Annotated in this window: 23 protein-coding genes; 12 read left to right on the top strand and 11 right to left on the bottom strand. The window is 62.9% G+C overall.

The window, feature by feature from the left end; all coding sequences use genetic code 11:
- Positions 1 to 96: 96 nt before the first annotated feature.
- Positions 97 to 351, top strand: a complete 255-nt coding sequence (locus tag HMPREF3227_RS10655; protein ID WP_066493446.1) for a GlsB/YeaQ/YmgE family stress response membrane protein — start codon at positions 97 to 99, stop codon at positions 349 to 351.
- A 111-nt stretch (positions 352 to 462) separates the two neighbouring features.
- Positions 463 to 1,071: a TetR/AcrR family transcriptional regulator gene (locus tag HMPREF3227_RS10650; RefSeq protein WP_066512974.1), complete on the top strand. Its 609-nt coding sequence runs from the start codon at positions 463 to 465 to the stop codon at positions 1,069 to 1,071.
- Here HMPREF3227_RS10650 and yidC read toward each other — a convergent pair.
- On the bottom strand, positions 1,068 to 2,066 hold the full coding sequence (yidC, locus tag HMPREF3227_RS10645; protein WP_066512972.1) for a membrane protein insertase YidC: 999 nt from the start codon (positions 2,064 to 2,066) through the stop codon (positions 1,068 to 1,070). The two genes, HMPREF3227_RS10650 and yidC, sit on opposite strands and share 4 nt — an antisense overlap.
- A 42-nt stretch (positions 2,067 to 2,108) precedes the next feature.
- Between yidC and HMPREF3227_RS10640 the strand changes: the two genes are divergently transcribed.
- Entirely contained in the window at positions 2,109 to 2,846 is a 738-nt protein-coding gene (locus tag HMPREF3227_RS10640; protein WP_066512969.1) for a class E sortase, read from the top strand.
- Positions 2,847 to 2,999 (top strand): hypothetical protein, encoded by a 153-nt coding sequence (locus HMPREF3227_RS13605; protein ID WP_168162241.1) that lies wholly within the window; start codon positions 2,847 to 2,849, stop codon positions 2,997 to 2,999.
- Here HMPREF3227_RS13605 and HMPREF3227_RS10635 read toward each other — a convergent pair.
- Positions 2,996 to 3,547, bottom strand: coding sequence for a DUF2020 domain-containing protein (locus HMPREF3227_RS10635; protein ID WP_066513002.1), 552 nt, complete (start codon positions 3,545 to 3,547; stop codon positions 2,996 to 2,998). The two genes, HMPREF3227_RS13605 and HMPREF3227_RS10635, sit on opposite strands and share 4 nt — an antisense overlap.
- Here HMPREF3227_RS10635 and HMPREF3227_RS10630 point away from each other — a divergent pair.
- Positions 3,546 to 4,697: a sensor histidine kinase gene (locus HMPREF3227_RS10630; RefSeq protein ID WP_066512965.1), complete on the top strand. Its 1,152-nt coding sequence runs from the start codon at positions 3,546 to 3,548 to the stop codon at positions 4,695 to 4,697. The two genes, HMPREF3227_RS10635 and HMPREF3227_RS10630, sit on opposite strands and share 2 nt — an antisense overlap.
- Positions 4,698 to 4,737: 40 nt before the next feature.
- Positions 4,738 to 5,373, top strand: coding sequence for a response regulator (locus tag HMPREF3227_RS10625; RefSeq protein ID WP_066493463.1), 636 nt, complete (start codon positions 4,738 to 4,740; stop codon positions 5,371 to 5,373).
- Here the strand turns inward: HMPREF3227_RS10625 and HMPREF3227_RS10620 are convergent.
- Both HMPREF3227_RS10620 and HMPREF3227_RS10615 read right to left on the bottom strand, forming a co-directional pair.
- Entirely contained in the window at positions 5,370 to 5,684 is a 315-nt protein-coding gene (locus tag HMPREF3227_RS10620; RefSeq protein WP_066493465.1) for a histone-like nucleoid-structuring protein Lsr2, read from the bottom strand. The genes HMPREF3227_RS10625 and HMPREF3227_RS10620 overlap by 4 nt on opposite strands.
- A 237-nt stretch (positions 5,685 to 5,921) precedes the next feature.
- The gene (locus HMPREF3227_RS10615) at positions 5,922 to 6,551 is read right to left on the bottom strand and encodes a DUF6474 family protein (protein WP_066512960.1); all 630 of its coding nucleotides are present in this window, start codon (positions 6,549 to 6,551) and stop codon (positions 5,922 to 5,924) included.
- A gap of 76 nt (positions 6,552 to 6,627) precedes the next feature.
- On the opposite strand from HMPREF3227_RS10615, the gene HMPREF3227_RS10610 reads away from it, so the two are divergent.
- The gene (locus tag HMPREF3227_RS10610; protein ID WP_231725186.1) at positions 6,628 to 8,082 is read left to right on the top strand and encodes a TM0106 family RecB-like putative nuclease; all 1,455 of its coding nucleotides are present in this window, start codon (positions 6,628 to 6,630) and stop codon (positions 8,080 to 8,082) included.
- Here the strand turns inward: HMPREF3227_RS10610 and HMPREF3227_RS10605 are convergent.
- The gene (locus HMPREF3227_RS10605) at positions 8,077 to 9,354 is read right to left on the bottom strand and encodes a copper oxidase (RefSeq protein ID WP_231732352.1); all 1,278 of its coding nucleotides are present in this window, start codon (positions 9,352 to 9,354) and stop codon (positions 8,077 to 8,079) included. The genes HMPREF3227_RS10610 and HMPREF3227_RS10605 overlap by 6 nt on opposite strands.
- A gap of 10 nt (positions 9,355 to 9,364) precedes the next feature.
- Entirely contained in the window at positions 9,365 to 10,510 is a 1,146-nt protein-coding gene (locus HMPREF3227_RS10600) for an MFS transporter (protein WP_066493476.1), read from the bottom strand.
- A 70-nt stretch (positions 10,511 to 10,580) separates the two neighbouring features.
- On the opposite strand from HMPREF3227_RS10600, the gene HMPREF3227_RS10595 reads away from it, so the two are divergent.
- Positions 10,581 to 11,453 carry a LysR family transcriptional regulator gene (locus HMPREF3227_RS10595; RefSeq protein WP_066512957.1) on the top strand — a complete coding sequence of 291 codons (873 nt, stop codon included), beginning with the start codon at positions 10,581 to 10,583 and terminating at the stop codon, positions 11,451 to 11,453.
- Between the two features lie 10 nt (positions 11,454 to 11,463).
- Here the strand turns inward: HMPREF3227_RS10595 and HMPREF3227_RS10590 are convergent, their stop codons facing one another.
- Positions 11,464 to 12,066 (bottom strand): superoxide dismutase, encoded by a 603-nt coding sequence (locus HMPREF3227_RS10590; RefSeq protein ID WP_066493482.1) that lies wholly within the window; start codon positions 12,064 to 12,066, stop codon positions 11,464 to 11,466.
- Between the two features lie 144 nt (positions 12,067 to 12,210).
- Here HMPREF3227_RS10590 and msrA point away from each other — a divergent pair, with 144 nt between their 5' ends.
- On the top strand, positions 12,211 to 12,861 hold the full coding sequence (gene msrA, locus HMPREF3227_RS10585; RefSeq protein WP_066493483.1) for a peptide-methionine (S)-S-oxide reductase MsrA: 651 nt from the start codon (positions 12,211 to 12,213) through the stop codon (positions 12,859 to 12,861).
- On the opposite strand, the gene HMPREF3227_RS10580 is transcribed toward msrA, so the two are convergent.
- On the bottom strand, positions 12,858 to 14,651 hold the full coding sequence (locus HMPREF3227_RS10580; protein WP_066493485.1) for an alpha/beta-hydrolase family protein: 1,794 nt from the start codon (positions 14,649 to 14,651) through the stop codon (positions 12,858 to 12,860). The two genes, msrA and HMPREF3227_RS10580, sit on opposite strands and share 4 nt — an antisense overlap.
- Before the next feature lie 130 nt (positions 14,652 to 14,781).
- Between HMPREF3227_RS10580 and HMPREF3227_RS10575 the strand changes: the two genes are divergently transcribed.
- From HMPREF3227_RS10575 to HMPREF3227_RS10565, 3 genes are read left to right on the top strand one after another with little or no spacing between them, the layout of a single operon-like run.
- A complete protein-coding gene (locus tag HMPREF3227_RS10575) occupies positions 14,782 to 15,729 on the top strand; it encodes an L-lactate dehydrogenase (RefSeq protein ID WP_066493493.1) in 948 nt (315 codons plus the stop codon).
- Positions 15,729 to 16,433: a glycerophosphodiester phosphodiesterase family protein gene (locus HMPREF3227_RS10570; protein WP_066493495.1), complete on the top strand. Its 705-nt coding sequence runs from the start codon at positions 15,729 to 15,731 to the stop codon at positions 16,431 to 16,433. The genes HMPREF3227_RS10575 and HMPREF3227_RS10570 overlap by 1 nt, the downstream gene beginning before the upstream one ends.
- Before the next feature lie 23 nt (positions 16,434 to 16,456).
- On the top strand, positions 16,457 to 17,380 hold the full coding sequence (locus tag HMPREF3227_RS10565) for a DUF5926 family protein (protein WP_066493497.1): 924 nt from the start codon (positions 16,457 to 16,459) through the stop codon (positions 17,378 to 17,380).
- Positions 17,381 to 17,553: 173 nt separating this feature from the next.
- On the opposite strand, the gene HMPREF3227_RS10560 is transcribed toward HMPREF3227_RS10565, so the two are convergent.
- The 3 genes from HMPREF3227_RS10560 to HMPREF3227_RS10550 form a co-directional block, all read right to left on the bottom strand.
- Positions 17,554 to 18,792 (bottom strand): LCP family protein, encoded by a 1,239-nt coding sequence (locus HMPREF3227_RS10560; protein ID WP_082723347.1) that lies wholly within the window; start codon positions 18,790 to 18,792, stop codon positions 17,554 to 17,556.
- A gap of 110 nt (positions 18,793 to 18,902) precedes the next feature.
- Positions 18,903 to 19,613 (bottom strand): CPBP family intramembrane glutamic endopeptidase, encoded by a 711-nt coding sequence (locus HMPREF3227_RS10555; protein ID WP_066493499.1) that lies wholly within the window; start codon positions 19,611 to 19,613, stop codon positions 18,903 to 18,905.
- A complete protein-coding gene (locus HMPREF3227_RS10550) occupies positions 19,610 to 20,746 on the bottom strand; it encodes an amidase (RefSeq protein WP_066512952.1) in 1,137 nt (378 codons plus the stop codon). Before HMPREF3227_RS10550 ends, HMPREF3227_RS10555 begins: the two co-directional genes overlap by 4 nt.
- Between the last annotated feature and the right edge of the window lie 6 nt (positions 20,747 to 20,752).

Below are 20,752 nucleotides of genomic sequence, written 5' to 3'. Positions count from 1 at the left end.
GATATTGGACGCTTTCTCGCTTTTTCTCGATTTTCTCGAGCAACGGGCGCACCATGGGAGATGGACCAAAAAGTTACTTAGAAAAGGAGCGCTCTCATGAGCTTCATTGGTTGGATTATCGTCGGTATTATCGCTGGTTGGATTGCAGAGAAGATCATGGGCCGCGACGACAGTCTCATTATGAACCTGATTATTGGTTTGGTGGGTGCTTTCGTGGGTGGCGGCATCCTCAAGCTGCTGGGTATCGGCGGCTCGAACGGTTGGATTCTCTCGATCGTTACCGCGGTTGTGGGTGCGGTTGTCTTCCTGTGGATCGTGGGTCTTATCCGCGGTCGCGGTGCGAAGAAGTAATATAATTCGCGCCGGACATACCGGTTTGTCTACAGTGTGTAGATGAACCGGTTTTCCAGTTTTTCACCCCCTGGCTGGAGCCACCTACCCGATACCCCGTGAAGGAGCACTGTGACAACCCCGAAGAAGTCCCGACGCAACCGGCCAAGTCCGCGCAGCCGCCTGCTCGAGTCGGCGACGAACCTCTTTAACACGGAGGGCATCCGTGTCATCGGCATCGACCGCATCCTGCGCGAGGCGGACGTGGCGAAGGCGTCGCTCTACTCGCTCTTTGGCAGCAAGGACGCGCTCGTCATCGCGTATATCGAGGCGCTTGACGAGCAGGCCCGCACCGTATGGACTGAGCGCACCCAGGATGCGACGACGGAGGAGAAGGTGCTTGCCTTCTTCGACATCGAGATCGAGGAGCAGCCGGGCAAGGAATTCCGTGGCTCGCACTTCCTCAATGCGGCGGGCGAGTATCCGCGCCCGGAAACGGACCTAGAGCGCGGCATCGTCGAGGCGTGTCACACGCACCGCGATTGGATGCACACGGTGCTCACGGACCTGCTCAGCGCGCGCAACGGCTACCCCTCGGGCGAGCAGGCGAACCAGATTCTTATCCTGCTCGACGGCGGTCTCACGGGGGCGCGCCTGCGTCGCGACGTGGCACCGCTGCGGACTGCGCGCGAGATGGCGCAGCAGATGCTTGCTGAGCCGCCGGCGGATTACACGATTTAGCTCTCTTCACCGGACTTCTTAGCTTCGCGCTCCTCGCGTAGGAGCTGCGCGCGCAGCTCTGCGACGCGCTTGGCCTCGGCCTTGGCGGCCTTCTTCTGCGCGCGGCGCTCGGCGCGGGGGATTTTACGGGATGCCCTGTGGCGCTGCCAGGACTCGCGGCGGGCGGCATGGGCGGCATCGGAAAGCGGGTAGCGGCGGCGTAGCAGGGTCTCATTGACGAGGGTCTGGGTGAGCGTATAGAGGTTCGACGTGAACCAGTAGAGGATGACCGCCACGGGGACGGGGCCGTGAATGGCGGCATTCCACAGCAAGTAGGGGGTCAGCACTGCGAAGAACGCGAGCACGTACAGCATGCGGCGCGGCATGGCCTTGTCGAATTGGGTGGTGAGGAAACCGCGGTAGCAGGAGATGCACATGTTGATAAATGTGGCAGCGAGCGCGGCGAGCAGAAGCGGCATGATGAGGTGGCGGACCTCGCCGCCAGTGACGCCGTACTGCGTGGCCCAAGACTCGGGCATGGAGACATAGGCGGGTAGCGGAACGCCGGCGAGCGTGGTGCTGCGGAAATCTTCGACCTCATCCGCGGAGATGAGCCCGATGGCGCCCGTAAACGACGGGCGGGCCATGCGCAGGATGACCTGGTAGAGGCCGATGAAGACGGGCACCATGATGAAGGGAATGAGGCAGCCGGCCACGGGGCGGTAGTGGTAGCGCTCGTGGACTTCCTTGACCTTTGCCTTGTGTGCCGCGATGTCCGCTGTCGTCGTGGCCTGGGCGAGCTCCGCATTGAGCGCGGCGAGCTCAGGGCGCATGAGTGCGGAGCGGCGGCCGGAGCGGATGGCGGACCAGTTAAGCGGCCAGATGAGGGAGCGCACCGTGAGCACGAGGAGCGGAATCGATACGAGCCATGCGGTCTGATCGCCGAGGAAGCTGTGGAGAATGAGGTGCCAGAGCTTCATGATGGCAGAGACCGGGTAGACGAAGATATCAATCACGCGGGTTCGGGCCTTTCTCTGAAGGGCAGTACAGTGTTGAGCATGAAGAAGTCGCTCATGAGCGTCACCCACGTTGTGGGCGAGCTGTTGCTTACCGCTGGGGTCCTTCTCTTGCTCTTCGCATTCTATGAGTCCTACTGGACGAATATTGAATCAGGCAAGCTGCAGGATCAGGCGTCTGAGAAACTCGATGAGGAATGGGTCAACCCGCGCGGGCAGCTCCACCCGGAGCTGGGCGAGGCTTTCGCCCGCATGTATATCCCTACGTTCGGCTCGGATTACCAGTTTGCGATAGTCGAGGGCACGAACGACGAGGACCTTCTCGCGGGCCCTGGGCGCTATACGGACAGCCAGATGCCTGGGGAATTCGGAAATTTCGCCGTTGCCGGCCACCGCGTGGGCAAGGGTGCCCCGTTCAATGATCTGGGCAACCTGCAGACGTGCGACGCGATTGTGGTTGAGACGCAGTCCGAGTGGATTACCTACCGCGTGCTGCCGATTGATGGTGAGCCCGCGGACTGCCTCACGCCCGAACAACAGGGGAAGCTCACGGGCGAGTATGCGAACGTGCTGGGCCGCTCCATTACGCTTCCGAGCGACGTGGGAACCATCGCGCCGGTGCCTGGGACGGACAACGCGGAGGCATCGGAAGGCTTGATCACCTTGACGACCTGCCACCCGCAGTTCTCGAACGCAGAGCGCATGATCATCCACGCAATGGAGACGGACCATCAGCCGAAGGTCGCGGGCGAGCGCCCAGCCGTATTGGAGGAAAGCTAAATGTACAGAGCCATATGGAACCTGCTGCCGGGGCCGCGCTGGGTGAAAGCGACTTTCTCGCTCGCCCTGCTCGTCGCCGTATTCTTTCTACTCATGGACGTCGTGTTTCCATGGGTGTCGGAGATGATGCCGTATAACGACGTAGCGGTTTAGAGCCCGAGGTTTTTAATTGCTTCCTTGGCGATGAGTTCGGCCTTGACAGTCTGTGCCTGGTTCGTCCACACGAGGACGGCCTCGTTGTCCTTCTGGACGGCGTAGACGGAGAGCTCCTCGTTGAGGACGCCACGGCCGCCTTGCCAGCCGCCCTCATCCACAGGCTCCGTCTGGTCGATGGGGGCGGCCCAATCCACGGCGGCGCGGGCGCGCTCTACCGTGCCGAGGTCGCGCACCATGACGGTCGCCTGGGGCGCTTCGGGGTAGGACCAGAAGACGCAGGCGGGCGTGCCAAAGCGGGTATCGAGACCCTGCTTGGTCATGCGCTGGCCGTTGGTCTCCGCGACCCATTGGGGGTCGAGGTACGGGCATTCCTGATCCCACGCGTTGACGATGGCGGGGGAATCCACGGGAAAACCGTCGACCGCCGCGTTATCCGTGAGCGGGTCGGCGGCGACGGCACTCGATTCGGCGGGTTCGGGAGTGTCCTGCGCAGAGCAGCCAGCGAGGAGGGCGGCACACACGAGGGGCAGTAGGATATGGCGCATGGACACCAGCTTAACGACAGAATCTGATGCACTGCGCAATGGCGTGCATATCCTCACCACCACGCTGCTGGTCGTGGCCATCTTTACGGTGGTGTCCATGCCTATGAGTTCGGCGGTGTCCACGCTCATGTTGTTGTCGACCTTCGCCATTATCTACTTCGGTGGTTGGAATTTCCTCGAGCGCTGGACGCTGGGGCCTAAGATTTTGTGGCTCGTGGTGCTCACCGTGACGTGGTTCGCGGCGATGCTCATCGCGCCAGCGGCGATGTACCTGCTGTTCTCGCTTATGTTCCTCTACCTCTTCGTCGTGGACGATTGGCGCGGCATTCTCATGGTGGGTTTTGCAACGGCGCTGTCGATTGGCGTGCAGATTCCGAACGGCATCACCTTCGGCGGCGCGATGGGCCCGCTGGTCTCCGCGGTGGTCGTCGTCGCCATCTACTACGCGTTTAGCGCACTCGCCGAGATGACACGGGAGCTCAAAGAAACGCAGGCTCAGCTCGCGGAGTCCGAGCGCAATGCGGGTGTCATTGCCGAGCGTCAGCGCATCGCTCACGAGATTCATGACACGCTGGCGCAGGGGCTCTCCTCTATCCAAATGCTCCTCCATGCGGCGGATCGTGATCTCGACACGCACAACGAGGATAAGGCGCGCGAGCGGATTGCGCTCGCGCGTACCACCGCGTCTGACAACCTCCATGAGGCGCGTGCAATGATCGCTGCTCTTCAGCCGACGGCGCTTGCGGAGACCTCGCTCGCTGGCGCCTTGGAGCGCATGACGGCGAATTTCGCGGCGACGGCCGGGATTGACATCGACGTTGACGTGGAAGGCGACGCGGCCCAGCTACCCATGAAGATTGAGGCGGCGCTCCTGCGCATCGCGCAGGGCGCTGTGGGCAACGTGGTGAAGCACTCGGGCGCGACGAAGGCGCGCGTGACCGTCACGTACGACGAGAACGAGGTGCGTGTGGACATCGTGGACAACGGGCGGGGCTTCGACCCTGCGGCCGTGGAGGCGCGCCCGGCCGGACTCGGACACATTGGTCTGTCTGCTATGCATCGCCGGGCAGAAGAGCTGGGCGGGACCGTCACCCTCGAGTCCACGCCGGGCTCTGGGGCGGCGGTATCTGTTAGCGTGCCCTTAGTATAGAATGACGGTGTTCAAAAGTTTGATATAAGGAGCGTTCGTTGTGATTAGGGTCCTGCTGGCAGACGACCATGAAATCGTGCGCCTCGGTCTCCGCGCCATCCTGGAAGGCGCAGAGGACATCGAGGTCGTGGGTGAGGTCGCGACGGCAGAGGCCGCCATCGACGCCGCCGCGCGCGGCGGGATCGACGTCATCCTCATGGACCTGCGCTTCGGCGCGGGCATCGAAGGCACCCGCGTCATGGGCGGCGCCGAGGCCACCCGGGCCATTCGCCAGGGCGACAACCCGCCCAAGATCCTCGTCGTGACCAACTACGACACGGACGCGGATATCCTCGGCGCCATCGAGTCGGGTGCTGTGGGCTACTTGCTCAAGGATGCGCCGCCGGCGGAGCTCCTCGCGGCGGTGCGCTCCGCGGCGGACGGCGACTCGGCGCTCTCGCCCGTTGTCGCTGACCGTCTCATGACGCGCGTGCGCACTCCGCGTACCTCGCTGACGCCGCGTGAGCTCGAGGTCCTGCAGCTGGTCGCCGCAGGTGCGTCGAACCGCCAGATTGGCCAGGACCTCATGCTCTCTGAGGCGACGGTGAAGTCCCACCTCGTGCATATTTATGACAAGCTGGGCGTGCGTTCGCGCACCTCGGCCGTGGCTGCGGCGCGCGAGCAAGGCGTGCTTTAAGCGTTGGCCTCGTTGTAGGCCTCAATGATCACGTTAGGGATCTTGCCGCGGTGGGCGACCGGGATGCCCCGGGTGCGGGCCCAATCGCGGATGACGCTGGGGCTCACACGGCGTGCGTCGGGCTCGGGTGCGATGTGCGCAGCACTCACAAACGGATCGAGGGCAGCGCGGAATTTCGCCGCGTTGGCAGGGGAAAGATCCAGCAAGTACGTCGTTCCGTCGACGGAAAAACGGATGACTTCCACTTCGCTTTCGGACAGCGGGGTGTGGTCCAGGTCGTCATAGAACTGTGTGACTTCGCGACGTGACATGGGAAAAGCCCTTTGAATACTATTGTGGGGGTTTCGACTATGCAATGACAGGTGACTTTGTCCCGCAAAACAGTGCTCCGTCTTTCTCATGGTGACAGAACATGGGACTAATTCGATCATAAAATCGGTCGCGTCAACAAAAGCGTTACGCAATTGAAGAAGAAATTCCTCAAAATTAATAAAACAACCCGGAATCACCATAAAGGTGCATTCCGGGTTAATCGAAATCGAAGGAAATTACAGGCGTTCCTGGATATCCTGAGTAACTCCGTCAATATCGGCCGAAATGGATTCATGTGCGCGGCGACGTTGCTGGTCCGTCATGTATTCGGCGTTGTCGACCGCCTTGTCGAGCTCGTCGAGACGCTCGCGGACGTCGCGCTGGAAGCCCGCCGGAAGGCCCGAGCCCGGCAGCGAGTTGCGCACGCCAGCGATGCGCGCCTTGAGCGGAGCGCCGTGGCCCGACAGAGACGCGAGCTGGTCCACGGAGACGCCGGCCCGCTTGGCCTTGCGCTGCTCTAGGGCCTCGCGGCCGGACATAATGCCACGGTAGATGAGCGGCAGCAGCAGCGGGGCGGCGGCGCGGAGGGCGCCGGCGTAGCGGTTGACGGTCTTGGCGTTGAAGCGGCCTTCTTTAATCTTCTGCAGCTCCTGCTTGGCGCGCTTCTGCTCGTGCTTGCGCTTGCGCTTGAGACCCTTTTCCTCGGCCTTAATGAGGTGCTTTTCCTGCTTGGCTAGCAGTTTTTGCTGACGCTCGCGTGCCTTGCGGGCGTCCTTGACCTCGGCCAGAGCGCGGGTCTTTGCTGCCTTAATCTCGGCCTTCGCCTCGTTGCGACGCTTGCGGAGGGTCTTCATGATGCTGGCCATGGGAATCAGTTCCTTGTGCTTCGTTGATGTTTGTGCGTTTATCGTCTTCCAACTTTACCCGTTAGGCTTGGAAGGCGTGAGGAACTACAGCGTCGGTCCCGTAGAGGCCAGCGATCTCGTGGGCTGCCGCTACCGGCTCGTGCAGCGGGAGCGCTACCCCGATGTTCCCTCCACCCATGCAAGCCTCGCCCGTGCAGAGCGTGCCGATGCCGCCCGTGCTGCGGTCCATTCCCTCCTTTCGTCGAGCTCTAAAAATTTCCGGCGGGTCGACCTTGGAGGCGACGACTTCGCACGTGAGATGGCGACCCTCGAGGCGATGGCCGCGGGAGTCCATCTCATTACGAATGCCCGCTTTCGCTATGGCGGCTGGTACGTCGAACTCGACGGGCTGGTGCGTGACGGCGAGGCCTACCTGCCCATCATCGTGAGTAACCACCGCGTGGCGAAGAAGAACCCGCACGCGACGCTCCCCGGCGTGCCGACGCACAGGCTGGGACTTTCGGCGCCGCTCGACCTGCCCTATAAGCTGCGCCATCACCCGGTGGACGGCTACCGTCTCGCACTGGGCGCGTGGGGCTTACAGGAATCCGACCTTGACTCCGGCCGGGGCGTCGTCATCGGCCAGGACCGAGAGACCGCGTTCGTCGTCGAGACCGGTGATTACTTTGAGGCGACCGAGCGTGCTCTCGCGACGCTGGAGGACCTGCCCGACTCCCCGCGCCGTGTCAAAGAGTGCGCCAGCTGCCGGTTCTGGGAGTTCTGCCGCCCGGAGCTCGAGCGCATGGACGATATTTCGCTCTTCCTGCCTGGGGATCGCGGTCGCAAGTACAGGGAGCGTGGAATCCACACGGTGCACGGCCTCATCGAGGCGAACCTCGGCGAGCCCAGTCGTCTCGCGGAGGCGTGGGAACGCGGGATCCCGCTTCTCAAGCGCCCTACCTTTGCCCCGCCGCGCCGGGCCGACGTGGAGGTCGACATCGACATGGAGGCCTACCTCGACCAGGGCGCGTACCTCTGGGGTGTGTGGCACGACGGTGCGTACCACCCGTTCGTCACGTGGCAGCCGCTGGGCGGCGCCTCAGAAGGTGAGAATTTCCACGAGTTCTGGACCTGGCTGACCGAACTGCGCAGCGCCACGCATGCGCGCGGCGAGACCTTCGCCGCCTACTGCTACTCGGCGCATGGGGAAAACCATTGGCTGCGGTCATCGGCAGAGCGCTTCGGAATTGCACAGAATGAGATCGAAGAATTCATTACTTCCGAGGACTGGGTCGACCTCTTCCTTGACGTCAAACGCAGCTTCGCTGGCCCGCATGGCCTCAGCTTAAAAACCGTCGCTCCCGTTGCTGGCCATGCGTGGGCAGAAGACGACTTTGATGGCGAAGCGTCTGTCAACGCACGCCGTGCCGCCGTTGCAGGCGACGAGAGCGCCCGTGCGCGCCTTCTGGAGTACAACTGCGGCGACGTCCAGGCGACGTACCGTATTCGCGAGTGGATGAGTGCTGGGGCGCCGGGCATCGGCGATTTATAGCTGGAACAGGACCCAGACGAGCGCGAGGATGGCGACGCCGATCGTGATTTCCATAAAGCGCGGCTCGGGCTCGGCTGCGGGTGCCTCTTTCTCCTTCTTCAGCACCGCCTTCTGTGCCTTGACCGCGCGGATCATGAAGATGGGGAAGACCGCCAGCGAGCCTAGACACAACAGCGACATGACGACGTTCTGGTAGGAATTCGTGCTGGAAATCCACAAGAGCAGGCCGCCGTTGATAAATGTCCAGCGGAGTAAGCCATACCTGTACATCTCTATTAAGCCCGCGCGCGTCGCGCCGGGGCCGCCGCCCATGGTCGAGGGCAGAAGGTAGCTCATCATGCCGATGAGTAGCTGCGCCGCAAAACCGACGAGGAGGGCAATGGTGGGAACCTTCGGCTGCATCTGCAGCATGAGCTCCACCGCGTAGTAGGCGAGCGTGAGCACGAGCCAGGTGACGGCGGCAATGGAGGACGCTGACGCGTACGTGAACTGCTTGAGGTTGACGTTGCCCAGCCACTGCTGCCAGGCGAGGACCCAGCCGATCACATACACAACGAAACCGAATTCTGGAAAACCAACGAGCGCGCCGATAATCGTGACGAGGACGCCCGCGCCCAGAATCCACAGCGTGGGCGTCATGTACTTCGAGATGCCCTGAGAGCGCCACACGGTGGGCAGGAGGATGGTGAGGCTGGCTGCGGCCGCAAGCCCGACGAAGCCGCCGATATTCGCCGCGATGTGTGCAATGAGCAGCCGCGGATTGCCCGGATCGAGCGCAAGCCAGCCGCCAAAGAACGCGCCGACGGGCAAGCAGAATGCGGATGCCGCATACGCGCCGACGATGGGCCGAAAGCGTTTCCCGGACGCACCCTTCCACTGGCCGAGGATTTCTACGCCGTGCCACGCCATGAGTACTGCGATGATGGCGGCGCCGGTAATAGTCGCGTAGGGAATCGCAAAGACCTGGCCCACCATGACGATGATGGCGCCGATATTGAGCCCGTAGATCCGATACAGCTGGCGGGGACGGGCGGCATCGGCAAGCTTGTGCTGCACGAATTTCTCGGTGAGGTGTTGGGACCACACGAGGATGGAGTTGGTGAGAATGCCCAGGGTAAAGACGTGGACGAGGAGCCATCCGTAGTTGGGGATGGCGAAGTGAGTAAGTCCAATGAGGATGAAAACCATCATCCACACGGACACCGGCCGCGCGGCGCGGCGATGCCACACGCGCGGGGAAAACTTTTCCTCGACCGTCTTTTGGTTGTTCATTCTTACGACTTTAGTCGGATAAATTTGCTGCGATCAAGGTGGGAAGGAGTGAGAGCACCGCCAACACCACCGCGTAGGCGACCCAGGGGATAACGGAAAACGCCCACCCCGTCGCCGCGCCGATGATCGAGGAGCCCAAGTAATAACAAAAGACGTACATGCTCGAGGCCTCGGCGCGGTCCTGCGTGGCACGGGCTCCCACCCAGCCGGAGGCCGTGGAATGCGCCGCGAAGAAACCGGCGGTAAACAACAACAGGCCGACGAAGAGCACCGGCAATGGCCCCGCGGCGAGCAGGGAACCCACGACCATGAGCGCGGAAGATCCGGTGAGCGTCGCCCTCCGTCCGAATCGGTTGATGAACCCTCCTGCGCGCGCGGATGACCACGTGCCGGAGAGGTACAGCAGGAAGACGAAGCCTGCGATGACGGGCGGAATCCCAAAGTGCTCGATGAGGCGGAAGCCGATGAAGTTGTACAGAGATACGAAGGTGCCCATGGCGAGGAATGCGACGGCGTAGAGCGCCGCCAAATGACCATCACGCCAGTGCTGGAAGAGGGCGGAGAGCTCCGAACGTAGGTGAATTTCTTTTGGGGTAAATCGTTGCTGCGGAGGGAGTAAGAACGCCGCGACGAGTGCGAAGACCAACGTCACGGCTGCGCCCGTCCACAGCGCGCCGCGCCAGGTGAAGACCTCGGTGGCGAACGTAGGAACGAGGCGGCCGATGAGCCCACCGATGGAATTGCCTGCGATATAGATGCCCATGGCGCGCGGGAGGGCCCTCGGTTCGAGTTCTTCTGCCAGCCACGCCATGGCCGTGGCGGGCGCACCGGACATCACTGCGCCTTGGAGGCCGCGCAGGACAATCACCGCCCATCCCGTCGTCGCGAACGGAACGAGCACGCCGATGAGCGCGGCACCAATGGCGGAGGCGAGAAGCACGCGACCGCGGCCGAATCTTTCCGAAAGGATGGACGCCGGAATGACAAAAAGCGCGAGCCCACCCGTTGCGGCGGACACGGTGAGCGCCGCCGCGCCCGAGCTCATGTCCGTCTCCTCGACGAGGACCGGCAGGATGGCCTGCGTGGAGTAGAGTCCAGAAAAAATAGCCAGGCCGATGAGCAGCATGGCGAGCGTCGCGCGGCGGGAACGAGTCATTCTTCTAGCCTGCCTCACCTGCGTTCATGTGTAAAATGTTTGAAACTCTAGTTTTCAATGCGAGGTGTGCATGAATTTCGAGGATCTGCGTGGAATCGTCGCCGTCGCGGAGCATGGTCACGTGGGCGCCGCCGCGGATGCCCTCGGCATGTCCCAGTCAGCGCTCACGCGCCGCATCCAACGAATCGAGCGCGAGCTCGGCGCCACGCTCTTCGATCGCGCCGGAAGAGCCCTTCACCTCAACGACCGTGGGAAGTCCTTCGTCCCGCGTGCGAAGGGCATGCTTGCCGATGCTGCCGCGGCCCGCGCCGAGGTCGCTCGCCTCATGGACCCGGAGCGCGGCACTGTCCGGCTCGACTTCATGCATTCGCTCGGAACGTGGCTGGTGCCGGACCTGCTGGGAAAATATCGTGCGGCCCACCCCAACGTCGACTTTGTACTCCATCAGGGCGCTGCCCGCGAGCTTGTGGATCGCGTGCAGCAAGGCGAATCCGACATCGCTCTCGTGGGCCCGAAACCGGAGGGTTTGCCCTGGCACCGGCTCGAGATGCAGCGCCTTGGCCTTGCCCTGCCTCCCGGGCATCCGAAGTCGGATGCAACCTTTGTCCGCCTCGCCGACTTCGCGGAGGAGCCCTTCATCGGCATGCTGCCCGGCTACGGTACGCGCATGCTTCTTGACGGCCTGGCTGCCGGCGCTGGTTTCACGCCGCATCTCGTCTTCGAGTCGATGGAGCTTACGACCGTTGCGGGTCTGGTTGCGGCGGGACTGGGTGTCGCGCTCATTCCGGTGGATGACCCGTACCTGCGGGTGGGCTCCGTGGTCCCGCTCGATCCGCCCGCGTACCGCGAGCTGGGCTTTACGTGGCGGCCCGGTTCGCCGGCGGCGGATCAATTCCGGAGTTTCATTGAAAAACGCGAAAAGCCCGCGCAAGGCGGGCTCTAGGCTCTAAAAATTACTTCTTAGCAGCAGCGTAACGCTCTGCAACGTCGTCCCAGTTGAAGACGTTCCAGACAGCCTTGACGTAATCAGCCTTAACGTTCTTGTACTGCAGGTAGAAGGCGTGCTCCCACATGTCGAGCATAAGCAGCGGGGTCAGGTTGATGGAGGTGTTACCAGCCTGGTCGGTGAGCTGCTGGATAGCGAGGCGACCAGCGATGTGGTCGTAACCCAGGACGGCCCAGCCGGAGCCCTGCAGGCTCAGCGCAGCGCCGGAGAAGGCCTTCTTAAAGCCCTCGAGGGAACCAAATGCCTCGTTGATGGCCTCAGCCAGCTCGCCGGTCGGCTCGCCGCCACCGTTCGGGGAGAGGTTCTTCCAGAAGATGGAGTGGTTGGTGTGGCCACCCAGGTTGAAAGCAAGGTTCTTGTAGAGAGCGCGCAGGCGGTCACCGTTGCCCTCGCCCTCAGCCTCGGCTTTGATGGCTTCGGTTGCAGCGTTAGCGCCAGCCACGTAGTTAGCGTGGTGCTTGGTGTGGTGCAGCTCCATGATCTCTGCGGAGATGTGCGGCTCGAGAGCGTCGTACGCGTAGTCGAGTTCCGGAAGTTCGTAAACAGCCATTGTTGTTTCCTTTCTTTGGGTACAGTGCACGATGATAGGCCCACTGTAAGAAATTTGCCACCATTAATTGGCAAATGTGGGGAGGCGGGAATAATACGCCCAGCTCCGCGCGCTGACTTGTAAGACGAAAGAAAAGGAGCCGCCATGTTTTTGTTCAAGCCTGAACCGAAGATTGTCGCGAAAACCGACGCCACGCCGGGTCGAGATACCCCGGTGCTCGCGGATCCGCAGCCGCACACCGTGCTCGGCACGCCGACTACGGGCCCGTGGAAAGACGGTCAGCGTTCCCTCCTTGTGGCGTTGGGTTGTTTCTGGGGCGCGGAGAAGATGTTCTGGGAGCTCCCCGGCGTCGAGTCCACCTCGGTCGGCTACGCCGGTGGCACGACACCCAACCCCACTTACTTCGAGGTCTGCCAGGGGATGACCAACCACGCGGAGACCGTCCAGGTGGTCTATGACCCGGACAAGGTCTCGCTCAAGGACCTCGTCGTAACCGCGCTCGAGGCGCACGACCCCACGCAGGGCTTCCGCCAGGGCAACGACGTGGGCACGCAGTACCGTTCCGCGTTCTATCCGGAAACCGAAGAGGAACGCCAGGAAATCCAGGAGATCGTCGACGCGTATGAGCCCAAGCTCGCCGAGGCTGGCTTTGGTCCAATTACCACCGAGGTCCGTCTGCTCTCCGAGACCGACTCGGGCGCGTACTACCTGGCCGAGGATGACCACCAGCAGTACCTCGCCAAGAATCCGAACGGTTACTGTCCGCATCACAGCACTGGCGTGAAGTGCGGCTAGCCGCGGGGCTGCGTTTTCACAATGAACTTCCGCATCCGGTCGGCCTTCGCCGCGTCGAGCGGGACACGGGCCTGCGAGCCTAGGACGGCGTCCCAGTACCAGAAGGTTTCTTCAAAGTAGTTGTGGCCGTGGCCGCCGGGCACGTTGAGTGAGTTCACCTGGTCGAGCGCAATCTGCCACCAGGTGATAAACGGCGCCCATTGCAGCCGCCGGAAGGCATCCGCGTGGAGCGTGGGCGGGACTTGTTCACGCAGCCAGTCCGGCCGACGCCACGCGAGCTGCTGGTCCCACCACACGATGGCATCGGAAGCATGCTGCGCGACCACGACCCGGGGGCGCTGCCAGGCGCGGGGATACGGCGCCCCGAAGGCATCGGCAGCAAGATGCGCGGGATTGGATACGTAGCGGACATGGCGCCCGCCGTCGATGAGTGGAAGCCGCTCCAGCGAGCCGCGGTCACGGGATGCGGCGAGCCTGCGGAAGAACCCTGTCATCCGCGGTGGGCCCGTGAACATCGCGCCATCGCATGCGGTGAGCAAATGCTCCAATTCCTCGAAGTTCTCGACCAAGGCGAAGGCACCGAGAGACTCACCCGCGAGGTAGAGACGTGGGCGATCGTCCTCCGGCAGAGATGCCATGCGAGCATGCACCATGTCGAGGAGGACGCGGGCGGCCGCGACGGGCGCGTCTCGATCGACGAGGAAAGCGAAGACGGAGGGCAGATACGAGTACTGGAGCGTGACTGTCGCGCAGTCGCCGCGGGTCAAAAATTCATACGCGCTCGTGGAGTAATTGTTGACCCAGCCAGAGCCAGCGGGCATGTGCACGACGATGGTGTCACGGCGGAACGCGCCGGTGCGCTCCATTTCCGCGATGACCTGCCGGGCGGAGCCCAGAAAGTCGCGGCCGGGGACGAGCCCGGCGACGATGCGGATGGGCTCGTGCGCGTGGTCGTAGCCCATGATGTCTTGGATGTCGCGGGCGCGTGGGCCGCGGGTGACGAAGCGACGGCCTTGCGCGCCGATGGCGGTCCAGGGCTCGTGTGACCAGGGGCTGCCGGAGCGCTCAGGTTCCCAGGGCATCATCGAGTCGGGGAAGATGAGCCGGTTGAGGCGCTCAGCGCGCACGGAGGCGGTCCGGATGAAGCGACGCCACACGACGCGGTCGCTTAAGGCGATGACGCTGGCGCCGAGGACGCCCGCCGCGAGGGGCCAGGCGACCCAGCGTGGGAGAAACCTTTGCGCACGGCGGCTGAGCTTTGTTGTCGCTGCTTGTGCCGCTTCGCCGAGGATGAGGAGGACGCCGTAACCGAGCGTGCCGAGGGCGACGCCGGCGGCAGCTTGGCGCGGGCCGCGCTCGTTTTCTTTGCCCACGAGCTGGGCTTGCGCTTCCTGGTTGCGGATAGAACGGATGCCGACGAGGACTGTTCCCGCCCCGAGCACTGCGTGGAGAGTGCGATACGGAATGCGGTCCTGTGGGCGCACGTCGTAGACGCGGAATGCCCGTTTGAGTCCGAATGCGAGCGCGGAGGCGCTCAAGTGACCCATGCCTTGGCCTAGCGCCACGTTGGCTGCCGTCACCCACCAGGGACGGGGGAGAAGCGACGGCGACACGGCGGCCCATGTGGCGACCTCGGCGCCCGCAGTGCCTGCCGCCATGTTCTGTGGTAAACGTCTCCTCCCGGTCATGCGTACACCAGGGGTAAGATCGCTCAACACTTCGAGGCCAAAAATGGCGGCAGACAGGCCTTTTGCGAGAACGCGTAGTGCGAAGCGATGCATGGAAACCATTGAACCAGGGAATTCGGCACTGTGCAGACCCTGTCCGAACGGGCATATGTGATGTGAGATCGGACATCCGACTGTGTGAGATCGGGCGCACAACGCGACAAGTCAGACATTTTCGTGCACAATCGGGGTCATGACGAATTTTGTGGGAAACAAGGTTGTATTGATTGGTGCAGGCGATGTCGGAATCGCCTACGCGTATGCATTGGTGAACCAGGGCACTGTCGACCACCTGGCCATCATTGACATCGATGAGAAGAAGCTCGAAGGCAACGTGATGGACCTCAACCACGGTGTGGTTTGGGCTCCGTCCCGTACCCGCGTCACGGTCGGTACCTACGAAGACTGCAAGGACGCCTCCATGGTCGTCATCTGCGCCGGCGCCGCTCAGAAGCCGGGCGAGACCCGCCTGCAGCTCGTGGACAAGAACGTCAACATCATGAACTCCATCGTGGGCGACGTCATGAAGAACGGCTTCGACGGCATCTTCCTCGTGGCATCCAACCCGGTCGACCTGCTCACCTACGCGGTCTGGAAGGCTTCCGGCCTGCCGCACGAGCGCGTCATCGGCTCCGGTACGGTTCTCGACTCCGCACGCTACCGCTACATGCTCTCCGAGATGGAGAATGTCGCACCGACCTCCGTCCACGCGTACATCATCGGCGAGCACGGCGACTCCGAGCTGCCGGTCGTCTCCTCCGCCAACATCGCTGGCGTTCACATGTCCCGCCGTTCTGAGGAGGACCCGGACTACAACCAGCGCATCGAGAAGATCTTCGAGCAGACCCGTGACGCGGCCTACCACATCATCGACGCCAAGGGCTCCACGTCCTACGGCATCGGCATGGCCCTGGCCCGCATCACCCGCGCTGTCATCCAGAACCAGGGCGTGGCCCTCCCGGTCTCGACTTACCTGCAGGGTGAGTACGGCGCCGAGGACGTGTACATGGGTACCCCGGCCATTGTGGACCGCTCCGGTGTCAGCCGTGCCATCGAGCTGCAGCTCGACGAGCACGAGCAGGAGCGCTTCAACAAGTCCTTCAATACGCTGAATGACATTAAGAAGGAAATCTTCGGCTAGTGCACATCGTTGCCCATAGGGGATACTCCGGAAAATATCCGGAGCTATCCCCTTCCGCTTTTGCTAAGGCGCTTGAGCTGCCCATCCATGGCGTCGAGTGCGACGTTCACCTCACGCGTGACGGATATCTGGTCGTCAACCATGACTCGACGCTCGATCGCACCTCGGACCGGACGGGCACGATCGAAAAGATGGACTGGGCGGACGTCCGCAAGGCCGACATTGGCGGCGGCGAGCACCCGCTGTTGCTCGACGAGTTGCTCGAGATGGTCGCTCCCACAGGCCATCACCTCTACGTCGAGACCAAGCACCCGAGCCCCTTTGGTGATCGGGTCGAGGAGGAGACTGTGGCGCGTCTTCGTCACGCAGGGCTTTCCGATGACCCCCGCATCCACCTCATTTCCTTCTCTCACCGTGCTATTCGCACGATGTCGCACCTTAATCCCTATATGGACCGGTTTTATCTGCGCCGCGACTGGGAGCGCCACCTCAACCGCCCGGACGTCCTCCTGTCCAAGCCCACCGGCCTGGGCATGTCACTCCTGCGCGCGAAAATGCAGCCGAGCGCCATCGGTGCCTACGGCCTGCCCACGTACCTGTGGACGGTCGACCGTCCGGATGATATGCGGTGGGCGTGGGCGAATGGAGTAGATATTCTGGCCACAAATCAGCCAGAAGTGGCCCTGCACACCCTGCAGTATTAATACGCCCGGTAGACTTGGGCGCTATGGCCAAGAAGAACAAGAAAAACAAAGAACAGCTGCCTGAGGGCATGTCCCGCCGTCAGGCTAAGCTTGCTGCCCGTGCCGCTGAGCGCGCGGCCCTTGAGAAGGACCCACGTCCCTACGCCGGCCTTGCTGCCGAGTCCCAGCTGGTCGCTCTGCAGGAATTCGTTCCTTCCGCTATTGCCAAGCTGACCTTGAAGGATGTCGACCGTGACGTCTACGTGGCGACGGTGCTGCCGGGGGCATCGGCAGCCCTTATCCGCGACGAGCAGTCCGGCGGCCAGGCCTTCGTGGGCCTGCAGGTGAAGACCCACTCCCACAACCCGGGCCGCGACCTTGCGTACGCGCTCAACTGGGTGAAGAACCACGGCGAGGGCGAGACCCTCGAGTCCACCGTTGCAGATGGCACCGAGCCGAAGATCACTGAGCTGCTGGACAACGACGCCATCCTCGACGTCGAGGTCTACCAGGACTTCGAGTGGTGGCTGCCGGAGGGTGCTCAGGTCACCCCGCAGATCGCGCAGTCCATGCAGATGGCCAACGACTCTGTCATTGAGTCCCACCAGGTCGGCGAGGGCATCGTCGGCACTGCTTTCTGGGCCAACGCTGGCGGCGGCAAGGCGCACATCCGCTGGGTCCGTCCGAACGATGACGAGGCCGCCCTGCTCAATGGCCTGGCACGCATTGCTGCCCGCGGTGACCTCAACCTCGGCGAGGGCACCAAGTTCGCTGGCGTCTTCCGCACCCATGGTCTCATCGCCCCCGTGTTCGATCTCGATCCCGAGGTCGCCTACGACTCCTACGAGGAGAAGCTCAAGGCTGTCGATGCCGCGATTACCGCCGAGCTTGACAACGACGCCGAGCTCACCGCAGACGAGCGTAAGCAGCTCCAGAACATTAAGTCCCGCCAGGTTACCTTGCGTTAGACGTTCCTTTTGCTCAGGCCAGAGCCCCCTCAGCGAGGCTCTGGCCTTTGCTTTCTTCTTAGGACCGTTGCGATGTCTGAATCCGCTGTCCTTACCGATACTCCTGCCGCGTTCCAGACACCCGACACCCCGGACACCGACCAGGAGGACAACACCCCGCCCCATTCTCAAAGCTAGGACTTCATCGACTCCCACAGAGCTGCCGTCTGTTCGTCATCCCAGAGCACGACGTTGCCGGAGGCTGTATCGGCGAAGCCGGATACAGGGATGGTCTCGGTTTCGACGCCATCCGCCATGGCGAGGGCTACGCGTGCCAGGTGCCATACGTGATCCTTCTTGCCCACGACGAACGAGTCAGCCGTGTGGTTGATGAGCGAAATCGTCCGGAAAGGATTGATGAGCGTTGTCGGGGCCGTGACCTTGTCGAGCAGTGCGGCGAAGAACTCACGCTGGCGCTGGACACGGTCAAGGTCGCCCATGGCTGTTGCACGCGTGCGCACATAGCCTAAGGCATCGCGGCCCTGTAGATTCTGGCAGCCCGGCTGCAGATCGATGCCAGCCAGCGGATCGTTGATGGCTTCCTGGACGCAGATGTCTACGCCGCCCACGGAATTGACGACGTTGGCCAGTCCACCCATGCCGACTTCCGCATAGTGGTCGATGTGGAGCCCCGACCATTCTTCGACGGTCTGTGCCAGCAGCGGCGCACCGCCGTAGGAGAAAGCCGCATTGATCTTGTCCATGCCGAATCCCGGGACGTTGACCCAGCTATCGCGCGGCAACGATACGAGCTTCGCCTTACCCGACTTCGGGATGTGCAGAAGCATGATCGTGTCAGTGCGGCTCGATCCCACGTCGCCACCGGTGCCAAGCTCAATTTGCTCTTCCTCGGTAAGGCCTACGCGGGAGTCGGACCCGACCAGCAGCCAGTTGGTGCCCGGTGTGTTCGAGACCTGTGAATCTGGCATGGCTTCAATGCGCGTGAGCTTCGAATCGCTCCACAGCGCAATCGCCAGCGTAAATACCACAATCGCGACAAGCGCTGCGCCGAGGCAGCCGATGCCCCGTCGCACCGGGTTGACTTGCTTGCCATGGCGGTGCGGGCGCACGGCTGGCTGCGCCGACCGGGACGAGTAGTTGCGCGGCACCGGCTGGCGTGCCTGCTGCCGAGGCGTGCGTTGTGGCGCAGGCTGGGGCGCGGGCTGGTGGGCTCGGTGTTCGCGCTGCCAGTCCTGCACGGAGAACTGCGGGGTCCGCTCCGCGCGGGGTGCAGGCTTCGCGATGGAACGGCGGAGGACGGGACGGCCGTAGCGATCGGTGATGGGCTTGCCGTCGGCGCCGAGCACGTAATTGCTCAGGTCGTCGCCAACACGCCGGTTTTCCCGGTGGGGGTCGCGTCCTGTGTCAGTCATGCGAACAGGATACCGCGCGCCTCCTCGGGAACGGGACTAGCGCAGACGCAGGGTATCGCCACACATGCCAGAGCCGGTCTTATCGGTGTAGATGTGGTCGGGGTTTAGCGCTAGATTCTCAGGAAGTCGAGGCTGGGCAGGAAGGCGTAGCCTACGAAGGCGACAGCATCGATAAGGAAATGCGCGATGATAAGTGGCCATACCTTGCCGGTTTTGTGGAAGTAGTAGCCGAAAATGAGACCCATGGCGAGATTGCCGAAGCCTGCCGATACCCCCTGATAGAGGTGGTAGGAGCCGCGCAGCACCGCCGAGGCAGCGATCGCTGCCCACGGCGAAATCCGCAGTTGCCGCAATCGTGAGATAAACCAGAAGACGACGACGGTCTCCTCGGCAAAGGCGTTGGCGGCAGACCACACGAGGAGCGTGGGGACCTCGACCCACGGATTATTAAAATCCGTAGGGACAACTTCTTTGGTCCACCCGAAGTGGAGGGCGGTGATATAGAGCGCGAGCCCTGGGACGCCGATAAGAAGGGCGAGGGCGGGGGAGGAGGCGGCATCGGAAAGCTGGGGCCGGGGGAGTGAGCGTTGAAGGAGGAAGAGGGCGAGCGCGCCCCAGGCGAAGAGGACCCCGGCGGAACATAGCTGGAGAGCGATGTCGAGCCACGCCAGGTCCGATTGGGAAGCGTTGAGGGTGACGGACTGTTCGGACAACGGCGCTGGGTTAAGGAGGCCATCGACGAGTCGGAGCAGCGAGCGGAGCCCGGACATGCCGAAGGTGACCGCAAGGACGATGAGGATCTCGGAGCGGACGCGGTTCATGGGTGGAGCACCGTGGCCAGGCCGAGAAGCTCGGGCTCGGAAAGGGTAATCGCGCCGAGCTGGAGGCCGACGGGCTGGTGATTATCGAGGGCCCACGGGACGGAGATTGCGGGGAGATGCGCAACATTGAAAAGAGAACCCCACGGCGACCAGCGAGTTTGTTCCTCGAAGTTCTTCTCGTGGGGCAATGCGCGGAAGGTGCCGTGGCGTGGTGGGTCGAACGCGAGCATGGGGGAGACAATCGCGTCGACGCGCCATTGGAGGGTGAGGATCTCCTGTAATGCCGTCCCATGCTTCTTCGCCAGGGCGAGCTGTTTGGGGGAGACCCGGCGCCCGAGCGCACGGATCCAGTCCACGTAGCCTTCGGCCTCGTCGAGGTTCGCCAGATGCGAGGTGAAGATGTGGCGGAAGGACTCGAAAGTGGTGTTTGCCTGCGGATATTTTCCGATGTGGACGACGTCGAAGCCGCGGGCGCGCAGTCGCTTTTCTGCTTCGCGGACCGCCTCGAGCATGACGGGATCGACGCGGGTGTCGATGAAGAGCGGCTCGGTGAGCACTCCAATCCGCGCGCGGGGGACAAGCGGGTGAATGTCGTGGAGGAAGGCGGCATCGGCAACGGTGCGGGTGATGAAGCCGTCGACCGCGAGTGAGTCCCCACCCGGTTTAAATCCGACCACTCCGCAGGCTGCCGCGGGAACGCGAATAGAGCCGCCGCCATCGCCGGCGTGGGCGGCACGGAGCAGGCCCCGTGCCACCTGGACCGCCGCACCGCCGGAGGAGCCGCCCGGGGTGCGGCCAGGCCAGAGAGGGTTATCCGGATGTGGCAGCCCGATGGGCTCCGTGTCGACCATGAGTCCGAGCTCGGGTGCAGCGGACTTGCCGATAATGACAGCGCCTTCGGACTCCAGCTGCGCAAGGAAGGGATCCGTCGCAGTGGCGGTGTACGCCCGATCGATATGTCCCAGCGTCGTGCGCATACCCTTGACGTCCGCCAGATCCTTTGCGGAGAGCACCCAGCCGTCGAGGCGACCGGACGCTGTGGGGCTCCGATCCAGATCGAGGTAGGTAAAGCCATGTTCTTCGGGGGTAAGGCCCTGAAGGTCCTGGCGTAACTGTCCAAGGGAAAAATCCATAGGTGT

Source organism: Corynebacterium sp. CMW7794 (assembly GCF_001563605.1).
Classification (GTDB): Bacteria; Actinomycetota; Actinomycetes; order Mycobacteriales; family Mycobacteriaceae; genus Corynebacterium; species Corynebacterium phoceense.
The sequence above is the reverse complement of the archived record's forward strand: the minus strand, read 5'-3'. Positions and strand labels throughout refer to the sequence as shown.